General features: G+C 41.9%; 14 protein-coding genes, 2 tRNA genes and 1 pseudogene. 6 read left to right on the top strand and 11 right to left on the bottom strand.

Translation table 11 applies throughout. The features are described 5' to 3' along the window. On the bottom strand, nucleotides 1-451 hold a 451-nt coding region (locus tag ACYQ4O_RS12285), incomplete at its 3' end, for an RNA-guided endonuclease InsQ/TnpB family protein (protein ID WP_460175802.1). 81 nt (nucleotides 452-532) lie between these two features. Between ACYQ4O_RS12285 and tnpA the strand changes: the two are divergent. Continuing rightward, a pseudogene (gene tnpA, locus ACYQ4O_RS12290) lies at nucleotides 533-891 on the top strand (IS200/IS605 family transposase); the annotation flags it as partial. 358 nt (nucleotides 892-1,249) lie between these two features. Here tnpA and ACYQ4O_RS12295 read toward each other — a convergent pair. Next, nucleotides 1,250-1,774 (bottom strand): NifB/NifX family molybdenum-iron cluster-binding protein, encoded by a 525-nt coding sequence (locus ACYQ4O_RS12295; protein WP_308514748.1) that lies wholly within the window; start codon nucleotides 1,772-1,774, stop codon nucleotides 1,250-1,252. Between the two features lie 145 nt (nucleotides 1,775-1,919). Here ACYQ4O_RS12295 and ribB point away from each other — a divergent pair, with 145 nt between their 5' ends. Further along, entirely contained in the window at nucleotides 1,920-2,573 is a 654-nt protein-coding gene (gene ribB, locus ACYQ4O_RS12300; RefSeq protein ID WP_460175803.1) for a 3,4-dihydroxy-2-butanone-4-phosphate synthase, read from the top strand. Nucleotides 2,574-2,605: 32 nt separating this feature from the next. Here ribB and rfbD read toward each other — a convergent pair whose 3' ends face one another. From rfbD to ACYQ4O_RS12325, 5 genes are all read right to left on the bottom strand, one after another. Next, the gene (gene rfbD, locus ACYQ4O_RS12305) at nucleotides 2,606-3,469 is read right to left on the bottom strand and encodes a dTDP-4-dehydrorhamnose reductase (protein WP_460175804.1); all 864 of its coding nucleotides are present in this window, start codon (nucleotides 3,467-3,469) and stop codon (nucleotides 2,606-2,608) included. An 83-nt stretch (nucleotides 3,470-3,552) separates the two neighbouring features. Further along, the gene (locus ACYQ4O_RS12310; protein ID WP_308514754.1) at nucleotides 3,553-4,332 is read right to left on the bottom strand and encodes a hypothetical protein; all 780 of its coding nucleotides are present in this window, start codon (nucleotides 4,330-4,332) and stop codon (nucleotides 3,553-3,555) included. 98 nt (nucleotides 4,333-4,430) lie between these two features. Continuing rightward, nucleotides 4,431-5,738, bottom strand: a complete 1,308-nt coding sequence (locus tag ACYQ4O_RS12315; protein ID WP_460175805.1) for a Na+/H+ antiporter NhaC family protein — start codon at nucleotides 5,736-5,738, stop codon at nucleotides 4,431-4,433. 37 nt (nucleotides 5,739-5,775) lie between these two features. Then, a complete protein-coding gene (locus tag ACYQ4O_RS12320) occupies nucleotides 5,776-6,843 on the bottom strand; it encodes a hypothetical protein (RefSeq protein WP_460175806.1) in 1,068 nt (355 codons plus the stop codon). Between the two features lie 6 nt (nucleotides 6,844-6,849). Further along, a complete protein-coding gene (locus ACYQ4O_RS12325) occupies nucleotides 6,850-7,383 on the bottom strand; it encodes a methylated-DNA--[protein]-cysteine S-methyltransferase (protein ID WP_460175807.1) in 534 nt (177 codons plus the stop codon). 120 nt (nucleotides 7,384-7,503) lie between these two features. On the opposite strand from ACYQ4O_RS12325, the gene lplT reads away from it, so the two are divergent. Together lplT and ACYQ4O_RS12335 are read left to right on the top strand one after the other, a co-directional pair. Further along, nucleotides 7,504-8,808 carry a lysophospholipid transporter LplT gene (gene lplT, locus ACYQ4O_RS12330; protein WP_308514761.1) on the top strand — a complete coding sequence of 435 codons (1,305 nt, stop codon included), beginning with the start codon at nucleotides 7,504-7,506 and terminating at the stop codon, nucleotides 8,806-8,808. Between the two features lie 67 nt (nucleotides 8,809-8,875). Further along, a tRNA-Glu gene (locus tag ACYQ4O_RS12335) sits at nucleotides 8,876-8,951 on the top strand. Nucleotides 8,952-9,014: 63 nt separating this feature from the next. Here ACYQ4O_RS12335 and ACYQ4O_RS12340 read toward each other — a convergent pair. Together ACYQ4O_RS12340 and ACYQ4O_RS12345 are read right to left on the bottom strand one after the other, a co-directional pair. After that, complete coding sequence (locus tag ACYQ4O_RS12340; RefSeq protein WP_308514762.1) at nucleotides 9,015-9,200, bottom strand: hypothetical protein; 186 nt, start codon at nucleotides 9,198-9,200, stop codon at nucleotides 9,015-9,017. A 217-nt stretch (nucleotides 9,201-9,417) separates the two neighbouring features. After that, nucleotides 9,418-9,582, bottom strand: a complete 165-nt coding sequence (locus ACYQ4O_RS12345) for a hypothetical protein (protein WP_460175808.1) — start codon at nucleotides 9,580-9,582, stop codon at nucleotides 9,418-9,420. A 251-nt stretch (nucleotides 9,583-9,833) separates the two neighbouring features. On the opposite strand from ACYQ4O_RS12345, the gene ACYQ4O_RS12350 reads away from it, so the two are divergent. Continuing rightward, complete coding sequence (locus tag ACYQ4O_RS12350) at nucleotides 9,834-9,959, top strand: hypothetical protein (protein ID WP_460175809.1); 126 nt, start codon at nucleotides 9,834-9,836, stop codon at nucleotides 9,957-9,959. A gap of 224 nt (nucleotides 9,960-10,183) precedes the next feature. Here the strand turns inward: ACYQ4O_RS12350 and ACYQ4O_RS12355 are convergent, their stop codons facing one another. Together ACYQ4O_RS12355 and cysK are read right to left on the bottom strand one after the other, a co-directional pair. Further along, nucleotides 10,184-11,086 (bottom strand): formate dehydrogenase accessory protein FdhE, encoded by a 903-nt coding sequence (locus ACYQ4O_RS12355; RefSeq protein ID WP_460175810.1) that lies wholly within the window; start codon nucleotides 11,084-11,086, stop codon nucleotides 10,184-10,186. 439 nt (nucleotides 11,087-11,525) lie between these two features. Beyond that, complete coding sequence (gene cysK / locus ACYQ4O_RS12360) at nucleotides 11,526-12,452, bottom strand: cysteine synthase A (protein WP_460175811.1); 927 nt, start codon at nucleotides 12,450-12,452, stop codon at nucleotides 11,526-11,528. 467 nt (nucleotides 12,453-12,919) lie between these two features. On the opposite strand from cysK, the gene ACYQ4O_RS12365 reads away from it, so the two are divergent. Beyond that, a tRNA-Leu gene (locus ACYQ4O_RS12365) sits at nucleotides 12,920-13,004 on the top strand. Nucleotides 13,005-13,665: the final 661 nt, after the last annotated feature.

A 13,665-nucleotide genomic window follows, 5' to 3' on the forward strand; every position in this document is an offset into this window, starting at 1 on the left:
CCGTAATGTTCTTTGGTTTGCCAATGATGCTTCTGCTCTTTCTGTAGCCGACTGTCCCTATTTTCGGCAAATAGATCCTTTGTTTATCCTCATCTATTTTGAATCCCTGCGGGAATCGGAATGAATCGCGCCGACATTTCTTTTTGAACCTTGGAAATTTCGCTCTCTTGGCAAAAAAATTCTTGTATCCTTTCTCCAAATCTTTCAATGCTTGTTGGAGGACTTGAGAATGACAGTCTTTCAGAAAAGAGTGCTTTTTCTTCCACAGAACAAGACGGTTGGCACACTCTACATAGTTGAACCGATGTGCTTTATCTTTGCCGGAAAGTGACTTTTCTGTGGCTAAAGTCCTGTTATAGACATAGCGACAGGAACCCGCAAATCGGCTCATCAAACGAGCTTGGGCACCACTAGGGCACAATTCAAATCTAAAAGCTCGTCTTATCTGCATCTTTGTTTCCTGACTTCCTTGGCAAATTAAAATTTTGTCATGGGCTTAGATACTAATATCAGATACGACAGATAATGTCTTTTGAATTTGCATATTCATTTGGTCTTTGCCACTAAGTACACACGATACGTGTTTACCAAACAGATATTGGACGCACTGAAAATAATTTTTCCCTCAGTTTGTAATGATTTTGAAGCTGACTTAGTAGAAAAAATATCACGTTCATTTGTTAATTACTTACTCACCTAAAGTCTCTATATCTCGTTCAGTCAATTCTCTGAAAGGAGTATCGAGCCGTCTTATTCGAAAAAAAAATATCCCTCCATTCGTAGCATGTTATGGGGGATGCTCTCTGGGCTCCTTCTTATTTTGCTGCAAGTTGTGGGGGTGCACCTATTTTTATTATCAAACAGTACATTGAACAACAGAATACACCTGACCGAAAAAATTATTATATTCGACCCTTATATCACCGTCCTAAAGGACGGTGTTTTACGGGTCGGTCTGATAAAATTCGCAAATTGTTCTCAAAATTTGAACAGTTAGCCAAGAAAACTTGTGAATAGAAAAAGTCTCGATTCATCAAACAAAAGATGAAAGGCGGGAATATTAAGTGAATACAGCCAAAGCTGCTAGAGATTAGAAAGAAACAGAAAGATTTTCACAAACCTTTAACAAGTTCTTTTCAAAAAAAGAATAGGAGAGGAGTTCTGAACACAAGAAAACCGCTGCTTTGATCAAATTCTGACCAAGCAGCGGTTTTGTTTACTTTAATCTAACGGATATCTGCTTTGAAGATTAGTGGCATCCGCAACCGCAGCCGCCTTTGCCTTCTTTTCCGCTGATATCGCAAGTGTCTTCATGATGACCGCCGCAACCGCAGCCGCCTTCTTCATGATGATGTCCGCCGCAGCCGCAAGTACCCTCACCTTCTTCGTGATGATGGCCGCCGCAACCGCAGGCACCTTCACCTTCTTCATGGTGATGGCCTCCGCAGCCGCATCCGCTGACGGCACCGGCAACTAAAGTACCTTCGAGCAATTCTTTAACTGCTTTGTCAGGGGAACCGGAAACGCCCGGAACGATATCGATTCCGGCCATAGCTAAAGAAACAATAGCGCCTTGACCAATGCCTCCGCAGATGACGATGTCAACGTTATGGTCAGCTAAGAAGGCTGCCAATGCGTTATGACCGCTTCCAACGGTATCGATAACAACTGATTCAACCACTTTACCGTCTTCGACAGTAAAGAGTTTGAATTGTGGTGCATGTCCGAAATGCTGACAAATTTCGTCGTTTGAATATGGTGTTGCTACTAACAATTCTTTCTCCTTTGAATAGTTCTGAAATTTTACCAAGAATCCCAATTAACGAGTAATTTTGAAAGGTAATTTTGTTTTTGTAAGATATCTGCGGCAATCATTGGTAAGATCACGGGAATTCTTAAAAATAAAGAGAAAGTTAGAAATGTCACAGGCAGAAAATTTACTTCATAAATACGGAAAAGATTCTATTGAAAGAGTAGAAAAAGCTCTTGCCGACCTCCGAGCAGGTAAAGGTGTTCTGGTAGTCGATGATGAAGACAGAGAAAACGAAGGAGACTTGATTTACTCCACAGATTTCTTGACCGAACAGCAGATGGCTCTCATGATCAGAGAATGCTCGGGCATCGTATGCATTTGTCTTCGTGACGAAGACTGTAAGCGCTTAGAGCTTCCTCAGATGGTACCTAACAACACCAATACTCAAGGAACTGCATTTACCGTTTCTATTGAGGCTGCAAAAGGCTGCACTACCGGTGTCAGCGCAAAAGACAGAGTCACTACCATTAAAGCCGCTGCAAATCCGGATGCAAAGCCGACAGACCTTTTAAGACCGGGCCATGTTTACCCTCTGCGCGCCAGAGCCGGCGGTGTGTTAGAAAGAAGAGGACACACGGAATGCACGGTTGATTTAATGCGTTTGGCAGGATTAAACCCTTGTGGTGTACTCTGCGAAGTCATGAACCCCGACGGCACCATGATGCGTCTCCCGCAAATCTGCAAATTCGGTGATGAACACGGTTTAACCGTACTATCCGTTGAAGATCTTGTTGCTTACAGAAAAGCAAAAAATCTATAACAAGCTTCGACTAAACTAAAAGGCGCTGCGGATTATTCCGGCGCTTTTTTGTTTTTGCGGACAAATTCTCTTAGCGATGCTTCCCAATTGGGCATTCGAGGTATTTTAGCTTCTTTTAGTCTCAAGCTTCGCAGCGAAGTATTTTTCGGCCTCTTTGCTTGTCGAGGAAAGTTCTTTGAAGTTACTCCGCACACCTCACAGACCGAGCCAAACTCTTCGGCAATAACTTTTGCCATTTCTAATCGGCTGACGCAGCCCTCATTGACGAGATGGAAGGCGCCCTTAACATTCTCACGTTCTATGAAATACGGGATATGAGTGCACAAGTCAGCGATACTGGTCGGACTTCCGAATTGATCTTCTACCGCTTGTATGCGAGGGCTTCCGGTACGCAATTTATCTATTATAGAACTGACAAAGTCAGGGCCTTTCTTCCCGTAAAGCCATGCTACTCGGAGAAGAATTGCATCAGGATTTGCTTTCAAGATTGCCTTTTCTGCCCTTTCTTTTGTTTGTCCGTAAAAATTTGGATTTCCTCCGATTTCATCTTCTTCCGTGTAGGAAGAGCCCTTTTCACCGCTGAAAACGTAGTCGGAAGATATGTGGATCAAGCGAATGTTTAATTTTTTGCAGACTTCTGCAAGTTTTTGAGAGGCCAATACATTGGTTTCTTCGGCTTCCTCAGGGTGAGATTCACAATAATCCACATCTGACAACGCTCCCGAATGAATAACCACATGGGGCTTCGTTTGCAGAAAAAATGAGTAGAAATCAGTTTGATGACTCAGGGGAAGTTCTGTCCTAGTCGGAGCGCAGACCTCATAAGACGAATTAAGGCTCTGAAGCAACTCAGAGCCTAATCTTCCGGTAGCACCGGTAAGCAGGATCCTTTTCATAACGGCTTTACAAAGTAAATTTCCAAGGATCCTACCTTCATTTCGGCGCAAAACCAAGAGTTTTACGCTTGCTAGGTCAGTTTTTAGAAATTCGGACCAACGAACGATCCGAAAACCTTATCTCCTAATTCTGCAACGGCAAAATGACGAATTTGAAGAGCTATTCTTTCGATATGGTAGGTATTGTCAATTCCGTTTGGAGTACCAAACAAATCTGTTGCAAAAACCATTCCCACAGGCTTTCCATCCATGCCGATAATAGGAGCGTAATAGAAAGCGTCATGCGCACGGACGTTAGTCAAATCAGCCTGCCAAAGCTTGAAGTACTCTTTGTATTTATTGATGCCTTCGCAAACAATAACTTTCGGAGCATACTTCTTGGCAGCTTCTGCAAAGACTTTTCCTCTTTGAGCGATCAAGAAATCCCAATAATCTTTAAATTCTGGGAGTCCTGTATATTCCGCGAAACTAAGTTTTTTGCCGTCTACTTCAATAACTTTTTCCTCTTTCCAGTTTTGAACAGGATTGTCGCCGAAACTAAACGGAGAAACTGCCAGAGTGAGAATAGATTGTGCTTTAGGATCCTTGTCATTAAAGACCTTGCTTACATCCTCTGCCGGTTGGCCAACGATATCGTTTGCCAGAGCAGCAATGGAGGATGAAACCGGGCAAGAGGCAGGAAGCCCCTTGAGCAAGCCGCTAATATCCTCGATAGGAGCATCAAAGAATGATGGTGTAATTACATCAGGGGTTTTGCATGAATGATCAATGCACAGCCAAATCGGAGCTTCCGGATTTCCTCCCATGCATCCGGAAAACGAACTAATATACTTTGCGAAGACTTCTGGAACTTTTACTTCCATGATTCGATATCTCCTTATTAATATCTGAACGATATCGACACTATAGAAGCTTCCTTAGATGAATAGGATCTGACCCTCCCATTGTAAGCAAGCAGATTTCAGTTCCGTTTTTTAGCAAGCACACTCTTCTCCCGTACCAACCAATAAAGCGGAACCAAATAAATGAAAAATGCACCTATCACGCTCGATACAGGAGCACCAATGGTTGCAATTGGAACAGCACCCGCAATGGACCACGGAATAAGAGCCGGAATCAAAATGGAAGAGTTCTCTAAATCAATTGCCATCTTCTGCTTGTCAGGCTGAATATTGGTACATAGCTGCTTGGTAAGAATCACGGTTAGAACCTGATTACAGGAGATAAGAGCAGTAGTAATAGCAGTTAATAAAATCGCCGTAAAAGGGCTGCTTGTTTTAGAGATCTTTTCGACACCATTCTTCAGGGTATTAATGAGGCCGGTGCCTTCAAAAAGCCCGGAGTAAGTACACGAAATACAAATAATAATGACGACAGGAACCATCGATAAGAAGCCCCCGCCATTTAGCATTTTGGAAAGAGAAAGATCTTTAGAAACATAGCCGGAAAATAATGTTTTAAGAATCTCCTCGACTCCTCTTTCTTGCAAAACAAATGCTAAAACTACCGCGCTCAACACACTGATTGAAATAGATTTTTTTATATCGAGTTTGGCAAAAATCAACCCCAACAAAATAATTGCAGGTACAGCGGACCACCAGCTCATCACAAATTCTTGAGCAAACTGATCTCCTAGCGACATATGAATTTCCTGGTATGTTTGACTCAAGCCAAAACTGAGATAAATCAGGCAGCTTAAGATGAATGGGATAGCGGCACTGACAAACATCAATCGGACGTTCTGATAAAGATCAGTCTTCGTTACCACCGCCACCAATGATGCACTGGAAGATACAGGAGAATTGCGGTCGCCCACGTAACATCCGGCAAGCACTGCTCCTCCTGCAAGCAACGGATCAGCACCGGCTGCCATACAAACCGACATGGTAATAACGCCCATGGTCGCAGAAGTACCAAAGGCCGTGCCGATAAGAAGGCTTAATGCAGCATTTAGAACAAAAGCGAAGAAAAGACAATAATCCGGAGAAATTAGATTAACGGCAAAGCTCACTAAATATGGAATAGTGCCGCTTATACGCCAAGAAGCAGTCAACAGGCCGATCAAACTTAAGACGACCATAATGTTGAAGCCGGTTTTTTGGCCTTTACCTGCCATCACCATTAACTGCTTCGCACTAAAACCCTTATAAAGCCCATAACTAAAGAAACACAGAAAACCTATAAGAAGAGCCGCAATAACACTGATATCTAAGCTCAAGCAAATTATTAAAGCTAGCGCAAAAATGCCTAACGTCAGGATTTCAATCATTTAATTTAGAAGTTTGGGTAAAGAATAATGCGTCGTCTCAGCGAAAAACGAACCAGGCCAGGAGGGCCAATGAAGCCAATAATAATACCCAGAAGATTTTTTGAGGAATACCGCTAGATAAAAATTGTTTCCTTGTCTGCATTGCCGACACTTTAATTTCTCCCGGATAGACCGCTTCGACGACTCTCACAAGCTCCGAGATAAAAAGCGCAGGAACATTGGTATACATGTCTCCGCTTTCTTTCAGCCATAGTTCATCGGAAGAATGCGCTATCGAGATGCATACGGGAGTGGACAATTTAATGATGGTTTCGCAAAGCTCTTTATTATTTAAAGATGCCAACTGAAAAGGATCGCCGCCCCCTCGGGCTAAACAAATAAGGTCGTATTCCCCGGTTTGAGAATACCCTTCCAGTTCTTCGCATATCTTCTTGAAATGTTCCTTGGTTTTCTTGATATTTAAAGAGGGAGGACTAAGAGTTTTATCAACCGTGTACAGACGAATAAAATTCTCTATCCCTTCAGCTCGGGAGAACTCTGTCAAAATATCGTCCCTTCCCTTGCCCGCAGGCCCATAAACAAGAACTGAGAGTTTTGATTTTCTTGCCAATTTGGAACTCAGTTCTTCTATAAGTCTTTCGTCTCTAGGTTTTGAGGCTGGATTTTGTTGAAACAAAGCACGGATCTCTTTAATTTCCTCCGAAGATTGAAGTTGTATCTGCTGTATTTTTTTCAGCACAGTCGGTTCTCTCAGACAGATAGCCGCAGTGCTGGAGTCTTTCCATATTTTTATTTCTAAGCGTCCTGATAGCACAACTTCCCAGTTAGCAGCGTCAGCAAGAGTGCTGTCTTTTTTATTTCGCTCAAAGACCTGAAGAGTTACTTTTGATAGATCAATTTCCTCACCGGTATCCGACGGCTCTTCTTCAATTAGAGATTCAGTAATCTTTAAAGCATAAATGGAGTAGTTTTTCTTCTTTTCCTTTGGAACAAGTACGCCTTTAAATAAAAATTCTTCTTGCTGGATTGGCTGAAGGACAGCTTCCACTCTATGGAAGGCGTCTAAAGGAGTTAGAGGCTTTTTAGTAAAGAAAAGAGAAAACATGAAAGACTATTCACCGGTCAAATTAAACTCGTAATTCTCGGCATCAAACTCCATGTTGATCAAGAATTGTTTAAGTTCTGTGCCTAAGCTGTAACCGCCCAATGTCCCGTTATTAGCTATAACTCTATGGCAAGGAATGATGAATGGAAGCGGATTTTTTCCATTCGCATTTGCCACAGCCCGAAACTTCTCAGGATTTCCCATGCGTGCAGCGAGATGCTTGTAGGACCACAATTCGCCGTATGGGATGTGTTGGAGCATTTGCCAGACCTGATTCTGGAATTCCGTTCCGGTCAAAAGCAAAGGCAACTCGAACACTTTTCTTCGTCCCGTGAAGTACTGGTCAAGCTGTTTGGCAGCTTCGTTCAAGAGAGGAGTATCAGTGTATTCATAAGAAGTTTTATAAGTTTTAGCCAAAGTCTGGGCTTTCTTCTTAATATTTTTACTGTAAATCCAATCTGAAAGACAGAGCTTGCCTTCGAGCTCTCCTAATGCAAGCTCGTGACCTTGGGCAAGAAAATATTTTTTAAGTTTAATCATAGGACTGAATTTTATTCGAGTTTTGAACTCTCTCAACGTCAAAAGTTAACCAAAATATTTTTATGTAACATCTCCGAGCCTGCTATTTGCTAGAATCCCTTGAACTATTTCGGAGGCATTGTGACACGTGGCTTTTACACCATTATGGTGGCGCAGTTTTTATCATCTTTAGCAGACAATGCACTTTTGATTGCTGCAATTGCGCTTTTAGCAACATTGAATGAACCTGCTTGGATGACTCCTCTTCTCAAGCTTTTCTTTGTAATCAGTTACGTACTCTTTGCAGCTTGGGTTGGTATTTTTGCTGACTCTATGCCTAAAGGTCGAGTGATGTTCATCACCAATGCTGTCAAAACTTTCGGTTGCTGCGTGATGCTGTTCGGGACTCACCCGCTTCTTGCGTACGGTATCGTAGGTTTAGGTGCTGCGGCTTATTCTCCTGCAAAATACGGAATTCTGACGGAGCTACTTCCTCCCGAAAAACTAGTCAAAGCTAACGGCTGGATTGAAGGCTTAACGGTTGCTTCCATTATTTTAGGTACCGGCTTAGGAGGCTTTTTAATTTCTCCGATGGTTGACAGTTTTATTCAAGGTCACGACTTCATGGGCGTCCATAATGCCGCCCAAGCCGGTATTGCCGCAATGATTGTCGTGTATGCACTTGCCGCCATCGCTAATCTTTTCATTCCTTTGACCGGAGCTGTTTATCCCAAACAAGACTTCCGCCCCATTCATACGCTTAAGAATTTCGGAAAGTCCTGTGCCCTGTTATGGAAAGACAAATTAGGTCAAATTTCTTTATCCGTTACTTCTCTTTTCTGGGGTGCGGGAGCAACCCTCCAGTTCTTAGTATTGAAATGGGGGGACCATGCTTTAGGTCTGAACCTTTCCGAATCCGCTATCCTTCAAGGCGTTATTGCTATCGGTATTGCTATCGGTGCGGTTCTGGCTGCCAGCTTAGTTTCTTTAAAGAAGAGCGTAAGCGTTCTTCCCTTAGGCGTTTTGATGGGAGTAGTTGTTTCCGGAATGGCATTCTTCAACAAGAGTTGGATCCCCGGAGGATTTGATCTTTTAGGCTTCCATTTCAGCTGGGCCGTTATTTTTGCCTGCATTATGCTTATTCTTGTTGGAGCCATGGCCGGTTTCTTTGTTGTTCCGATGAACGCACTCCTTCAGCACAGAGGACATGTTTTAATGAGCGCCGGACGTTCAATTGCCGTCCAAAACTTCAATGAAAACAGTTCTATCCTTGTAATGCTCGGTTTATATGCACTGCTTATCAAAGCAGATTTAAATACTCCGACGATTATGGTTATTTTCGGTATTTTTGTTGCTGGCTCAATGCTTGGCGTTATCTTCAAACATAAACACAACCAATCTATTGAAGACTCCCTTCACTTGATCGGCGAAGATAAGAGACACTAGGAAAGAACGCTAGCAAAATATTTCAATTTATTCTTTTGTAGTGTTAGAATCTCTGCACCTCGACAATATCTCCATCGTCTAGAGGCCTAGGACACAACCCTCTCAAGGTTGGAACACGGGTTCGACCCCCGTTGGAGATACCACAACCCGTTGATACTAACGGCTTATAAGAGAATCAAGAAAAAAAGCCCTACAAAAAGCCCCACTCATTCATCGGTGGTTTTCTGCGCTGTATCTAACAGCGCTTGTAACTCTTTCGAGAGCATCTTGACGTCTGATTCCAAACGAGAGACATCGCTTACGCTCTCTATCGGCAACACTTTTGGGTTTTCGTTCAAGCTGGAGGAGCTGGCCACGCATCCGGTCAAGCTCAGTACGGCGAAGAGACTCATCAAAGCGAATCTGAATCAGAACAACCGCGAGGCTCGTATGCTTGGTTTTGAACTCTTGTACTTCAGCACGGGCATGTGAATTTTGTCCCTGGTGTTAGCCAATTAGGCCAGAGAGAGAGTAACAAAAAATAGAAGTCCGATAACTTTTTCTGAAGGTCTCATTGATCCTACAAATAAAATAAAGTTGATAAAGAAAGGAATGCTCAAAATTAAAAGGTCAAGTATGTAAAACCATTTCCATCTTCTCAGTGCCTCTTTCAAACTGGCTGGATTTAAATTCTCCTTCAGCCATTAACCAGTAGTCGTAAATGAGAAAACAGCCTCCCGAGAAACAATCAAAGCCCCACTTGCTATGCTCTTTAGAAACTTGTGAATCCTTCATCTGTCTGATTGTTAAAATAGGTATGGCATACCGAAACAATACAGGACTAAATGAGATATTTATTAGATTAATGTAGTTAAATGGCTGACTAGCCAGGTAACGACAAACGGCTATAAAAAGATATCGGACATGTTGGAGAGAATCGGAGCCGCCTCACTTATCTGGGACTGTTTCAAGGATCTGACAAAGGTTGTTTAATAGCCGCCGTGACTTTACTAGTATCGTTTTTAATGGCTAATAGGAAGTAAAAAATGAATGGCACATGGGTAAACGGTGCCTTAATAGCTGTCTTCTTTGGTGGTTTAGGTCTAATCGGTATGTATCCACAAGACCATAAGAAAGAGGATAAAGCTAGCCAATCGCATAAGGACAAATAAAAGATAGTCACAGATTTTCAAAGAGAATAAGCCGGTCCATTTTTTATTCTTACGGCTTTATTTATGAAAAGTAGAATCGCGGGATCTTGGGCCGGACTACAAACAAAAAATACGTGCTTAGAGATTGAAGTAAGCACTTTTTATGTGCGTTCAGCGGAGCACACATAAAAAAACTCTCGGCAACGGAGAAATTACCGAGAGCTAACAGAAAAAGATATAACTGCTTACTTCAATTCTTCTTCTAAATCTTTTGCGAACTCTTCATGGTAGAGAGACTGAATAACACCACATGCAGTCTGCTCAACATCATAGTCAATATTCTCTCCCAATTGCTCTTGGAAAACTGTTGGAAGGACGCCGCCACATTTTTCGCAAACGTACAAACGATGGATAGGATCTCCATCGGAATGAACGTATTTGAGTTTGTTAGTGTTTCTTGTTCCACAGTAGGCGCAGCGAACACGCTCGAAGGGCCATATAGTTCCACAGCAAGCACAGAACAGTTTTCTGGAATTACCGGCAATATTTCCTTCATTGCCTAAGGAAGCAAGCGTAGGAGGTTGTCCGCAGGTCGGGCAAGTCATTGGCTGATCAGAAACCTTTAAGTCTCCCGGATGACCGACGAATTCAGTCATTTGAACACCGAGGCTGCTTAAGTAGACACGAACAGCATTGATCAAAAGACCCGCAAGGATCATCTGAAGAAGTTCGTTTTTCTCTTCACCCTGAAGTTCGTTGACAGCTTCTAAGAAGAACTGGTTAGGATCTTTACCTGCCAGTTCAATGGTTTTGTCCGTGAGCTTAGAAAGGTCTACTGAACGAAGAAGAGACTTATTGTGCTCATCGAGAATAATGCCCTGCTCTAAGAATTCTTTGACTAACTCATTAAGATGTCCGCGGAATTCAGAAGGAATAATTTGAACTGGCTTTAAGCTGAGGTATGGAACTTTCTCCTTGATGGATTTAGCAGCAACTTCTTCATCCAAAGCGACAGGTTTTACAGTTTCCTGGATACGGTCTCTGCACTCTAAAAGAGAGTTTGCATAATCCATTAGACCGTTCCAGTCGAAAGAGTCCTTACGAGCTCTATAAGCTTCAATGGCCTCTTTTCTTTTCTCGTTAGTCATGGTTATCCCTTTTTTACTAAATGAGAATATTCTAGAAAAATGGGATATCGATAACAATCAGTCATTGATATTAAAGAAGTAACAATCAATGTCTATTGCTCAAAATAGAAATTAGTTGGAAAGTTTTTTTGCCATTCTTTCACAATTGGAACTGGTTTCATGTTATTTGAGGCCAGCAACTGAATTTCCTCTATGCAGAAAACTTTCCTAAGAATGAATTCTTATATGCAAAAACCAACCGAAAAATGTAAGTTAGCTTCTAGCCATTCTCTCCTAAAGAAAAATCGTCACTGACAGACAAACAACGGAGAATTTTTCGAGAGCTTCTACGAAAGATTATGACCATCCGGGCGTTGTGGATCTCGCGGATGGCCAATTAAATGACCCAGTCCAGAAGAATCCTGCGGGTTCTTCTCTAATATATTTTTAAATTTTCCTTCTATTTGAACAAATCTGTAGAAAGGTAACGATCGCCAGCATCCGGAAGAAGCACTACGATGGTTTTATTTTGGTTCTCAGGCCGTTCTGCGAGCTTCTGCGCGGCTGCTAAAGCGGCACCTGATGAAATGCCCACCAAAAAGCCTTCTTCACGCGCCAAAGCTTTTGAAGCTTTAAAAGCTTCATCGCCAGTAATTGGCATAACCTCATCCAGAATAGATACGTCCAAAGTTTTGGGGATAAAGCCTGCTCCAATTCCTTGTAAAGGATGAGACCCAGGTTGTTTTCCGCTAATAACAGCTGAGGTTTCTGGTTCCACTCCTACAATTTTTAAGTCCGGATTTTTGGATTTCAAATAATTGCCTACGCCTGATACTGTTCCGCCTGTTCCCACTCCGGCTACGAAAATATCAACCTTTCCATCAGTGTCCTCCCAGATTTCTGGACCTGTTGTTTTGACATGAGCAAGAGGATTAGCAGGATTTTCAAATTGGCCGGGAATAAAGCTATTCGGATACTCTTTAGCTAGTTCTTGGGCTTTTTCAATTGATCCTGTCATTCCTTTCTTGCCGTCAGTTAAAACTATCTCTGCACCGTAAGCTTTCAAAAGATTTTGCCTTTCAACGCTCATGGTTTCCGGCATTGTAAGAATAACCTTCATGCCTCTTGCTGCGGCTATCGCTGCCAGCCCAATTCCTGTGTTGCCGCTCGTCGGTTCAATAATCACGGTTTCTTTGTTAATGATGCCCTTTTGGGAAGCATCATCCAGCATAGATAGAGCAGCCCGGTCCTTGACCGATCCTGAAGGATTCAAATATTCCAGTTTTGCAATAACCGTCGCCTTTAAATTTCTATTTTTAGAAAAGTTGTTTAGTTTCAAAAGCGGAGTTCTTCCAATAAGCTCGGTGATACTTTGGTAAACAGCCATAATAAGCTCCCAATAGGTAAAAATAATTTATAGATTTGAAATAGAGAACGGACTCGTAAGGCCAAGACGCTTAACTAGATGTCTTCAGTTAAGGAGAGAAATTTCAGTTACAACAGTTCTCTCTTTGAGAGCTTCTGCGTACTTTTCTATCTTTCAAATTCATGATGTATTCCGTAGGTATGAAAATTTGATTAATCGAAGAAAAGTAAGTTTTGATTCGACTACCTGGAATCCATTATAGGAAACATGAGTTTGTTTTTTAATTTTTCAATAATTATTTTTTCTTTGAAAAATTTGCTTACTTCTTCTTTTATCTAATTGATATTTATAGATTTATTTACTAAAACTTATTCATTTTGATAGCCAAATTGAATATTTTTAGAGTAAAAAACTCAAGCAATTAAAAAATTTTTAGTACAAGCGCACACAAATTAAAAATTTATGCTATAGTTCGGTCTCACTTTCAAGCCGACGTGGTGAAATTGGTAGACACACCATCTTGAGGGGGTGGCGGCGAGAGCCGTGCGAGTTCAAATCTCGCCGTCGGCACCAGAATTACTCATTCCATTTTTGCGGAATGAGTTTTTTGTTTTGGAATCAAATTATTTTTTTTTCATCGGCCCCTTTTTATCATTTTCATTGCCGAAATTTTCATTTCTACCTTGCTTTTAAAAAGGCCTGTCATTTCCTGAAATTGATTGACTCCTCTTTGGTTTAAAAACCGTTTTTTGTTGACTACGCTTGCCTATTACTGTTTTAGGTTGACTATGAAAGAGTCCTAGCGCGCACAATACATCCCGCCACAGTCCGGTTAATAGATATAGTCTTAATAATTTAACTATTTGCACTTAACCTCTTGCCGGTTTCCCAAATTTTGAACTCCTTCACAGAAATTTTCGGCCAATGAAAGGAGGCCAAACATTGAGGACTCATAGCGATTCTTTTGACAGCTCTCTGTTTTGTAAAGGCGTTCTTTTCTTCAGACAACCGTTGAAGATTACCAGGGTCTTAGAAAAACTGTTCACGAGTGCTGGATTAGCGTTGAACTCGCATTTTCTTTAGAAAAATCGGCCGAATTTTCGCTGGATCGAGTAGAGGGTTGGGTTGCCCGGTCCCCCTCTCACAGCACCCACCGTACGGTTCCGTAGTGGGCGCTTCACTAACAAATCGCCATAAAGCGGAGAGAATACAACCCTAATCTGGCAAAACGGCG

This window comes from Turicimonas sp. TL08 (genome assembly GCF_054660695.1).

Excerpts from the sequence above, each read along its gene's own strand:
- ACYQ4O_RS12345 (WP_460175808.1), bottom strand. The coding sequence starts at position 9,582 with ATGAAGGATTCACAAGTTTCTAAAGAGCATAGCAAGTGGGGCTTTGAT.
- ACYQ4O_RS12350 (WP_460175809.1), top strand. The coding sequence starts at position 9,834 with ATGAATGGCACATGGGTAAACGGTGCCTTAATAGCTGTCTTCTTTGGT.
- ACYQ4O_RS12310 (WP_308514754.1), bottom strand. The coding sequence starts at position 4,332 with ATGGAAGTAAAAGTTCCAGAAGTCTTCGCAAAGTATATTAGTTCGTTT.
- rfbD (WP_460175804.1), bottom strand. The coding sequence starts at position 3,469 with ATGAAAAGGATCCTGCTTACCGGTGCTACCGGAAGATTAGGCTCTGAG.
- ACYQ4O_RS12315 (WP_460175805.1), bottom strand. The coding sequence starts at position 5,738 with ATGATTGAAATCCTGACGTTAGGCATTTTTGCGCTAGCTTTAATAATT.
- cysK (WP_460175811.1), bottom strand. The coding sequence starts at position 12,452 with ATGGCTGTTTACCAAAGTATCACCGAGCTTATTGGAAGAACTCCGCTT.
- ribB (WP_460175803.1), top strand. The coding sequence starts at position 1,920 with ATGTCACAGGCAGAAAATTTACTTCATAAATACGGAAAAGATTCTATT.
- ACYQ4O_RS12320 (WP_460175806.1), bottom strand. The coding sequence starts at position 6,843 with ATGTTTTCTCTTTTCTTTACTAAAAAGCCTCTAACTCCTTTAGACGCC.
- ACYQ4O_RS12325 (WP_460175807.1), bottom strand. The coding sequence starts at position 7,383 with ATGATTAAACTTAAAAAATATTTTCTTGCCCAAGGTCACGAGCTTGCA.
- ACYQ4O_RS12355 (WP_460175810.1), bottom strand. The coding sequence starts at position 11,086 with ATGACTAACGAGAAAAGAAAAGAGGCCATTGAAGCTTATAGAGCTCGT.
- ACYQ4O_RS12340 (WP_308514762.1), bottom strand. The coding sequence starts at position 9,200 with ATGAGTCTCTTCGCCGTACTGAGCTTGACCGGATGCGTGGCCAGCTCC.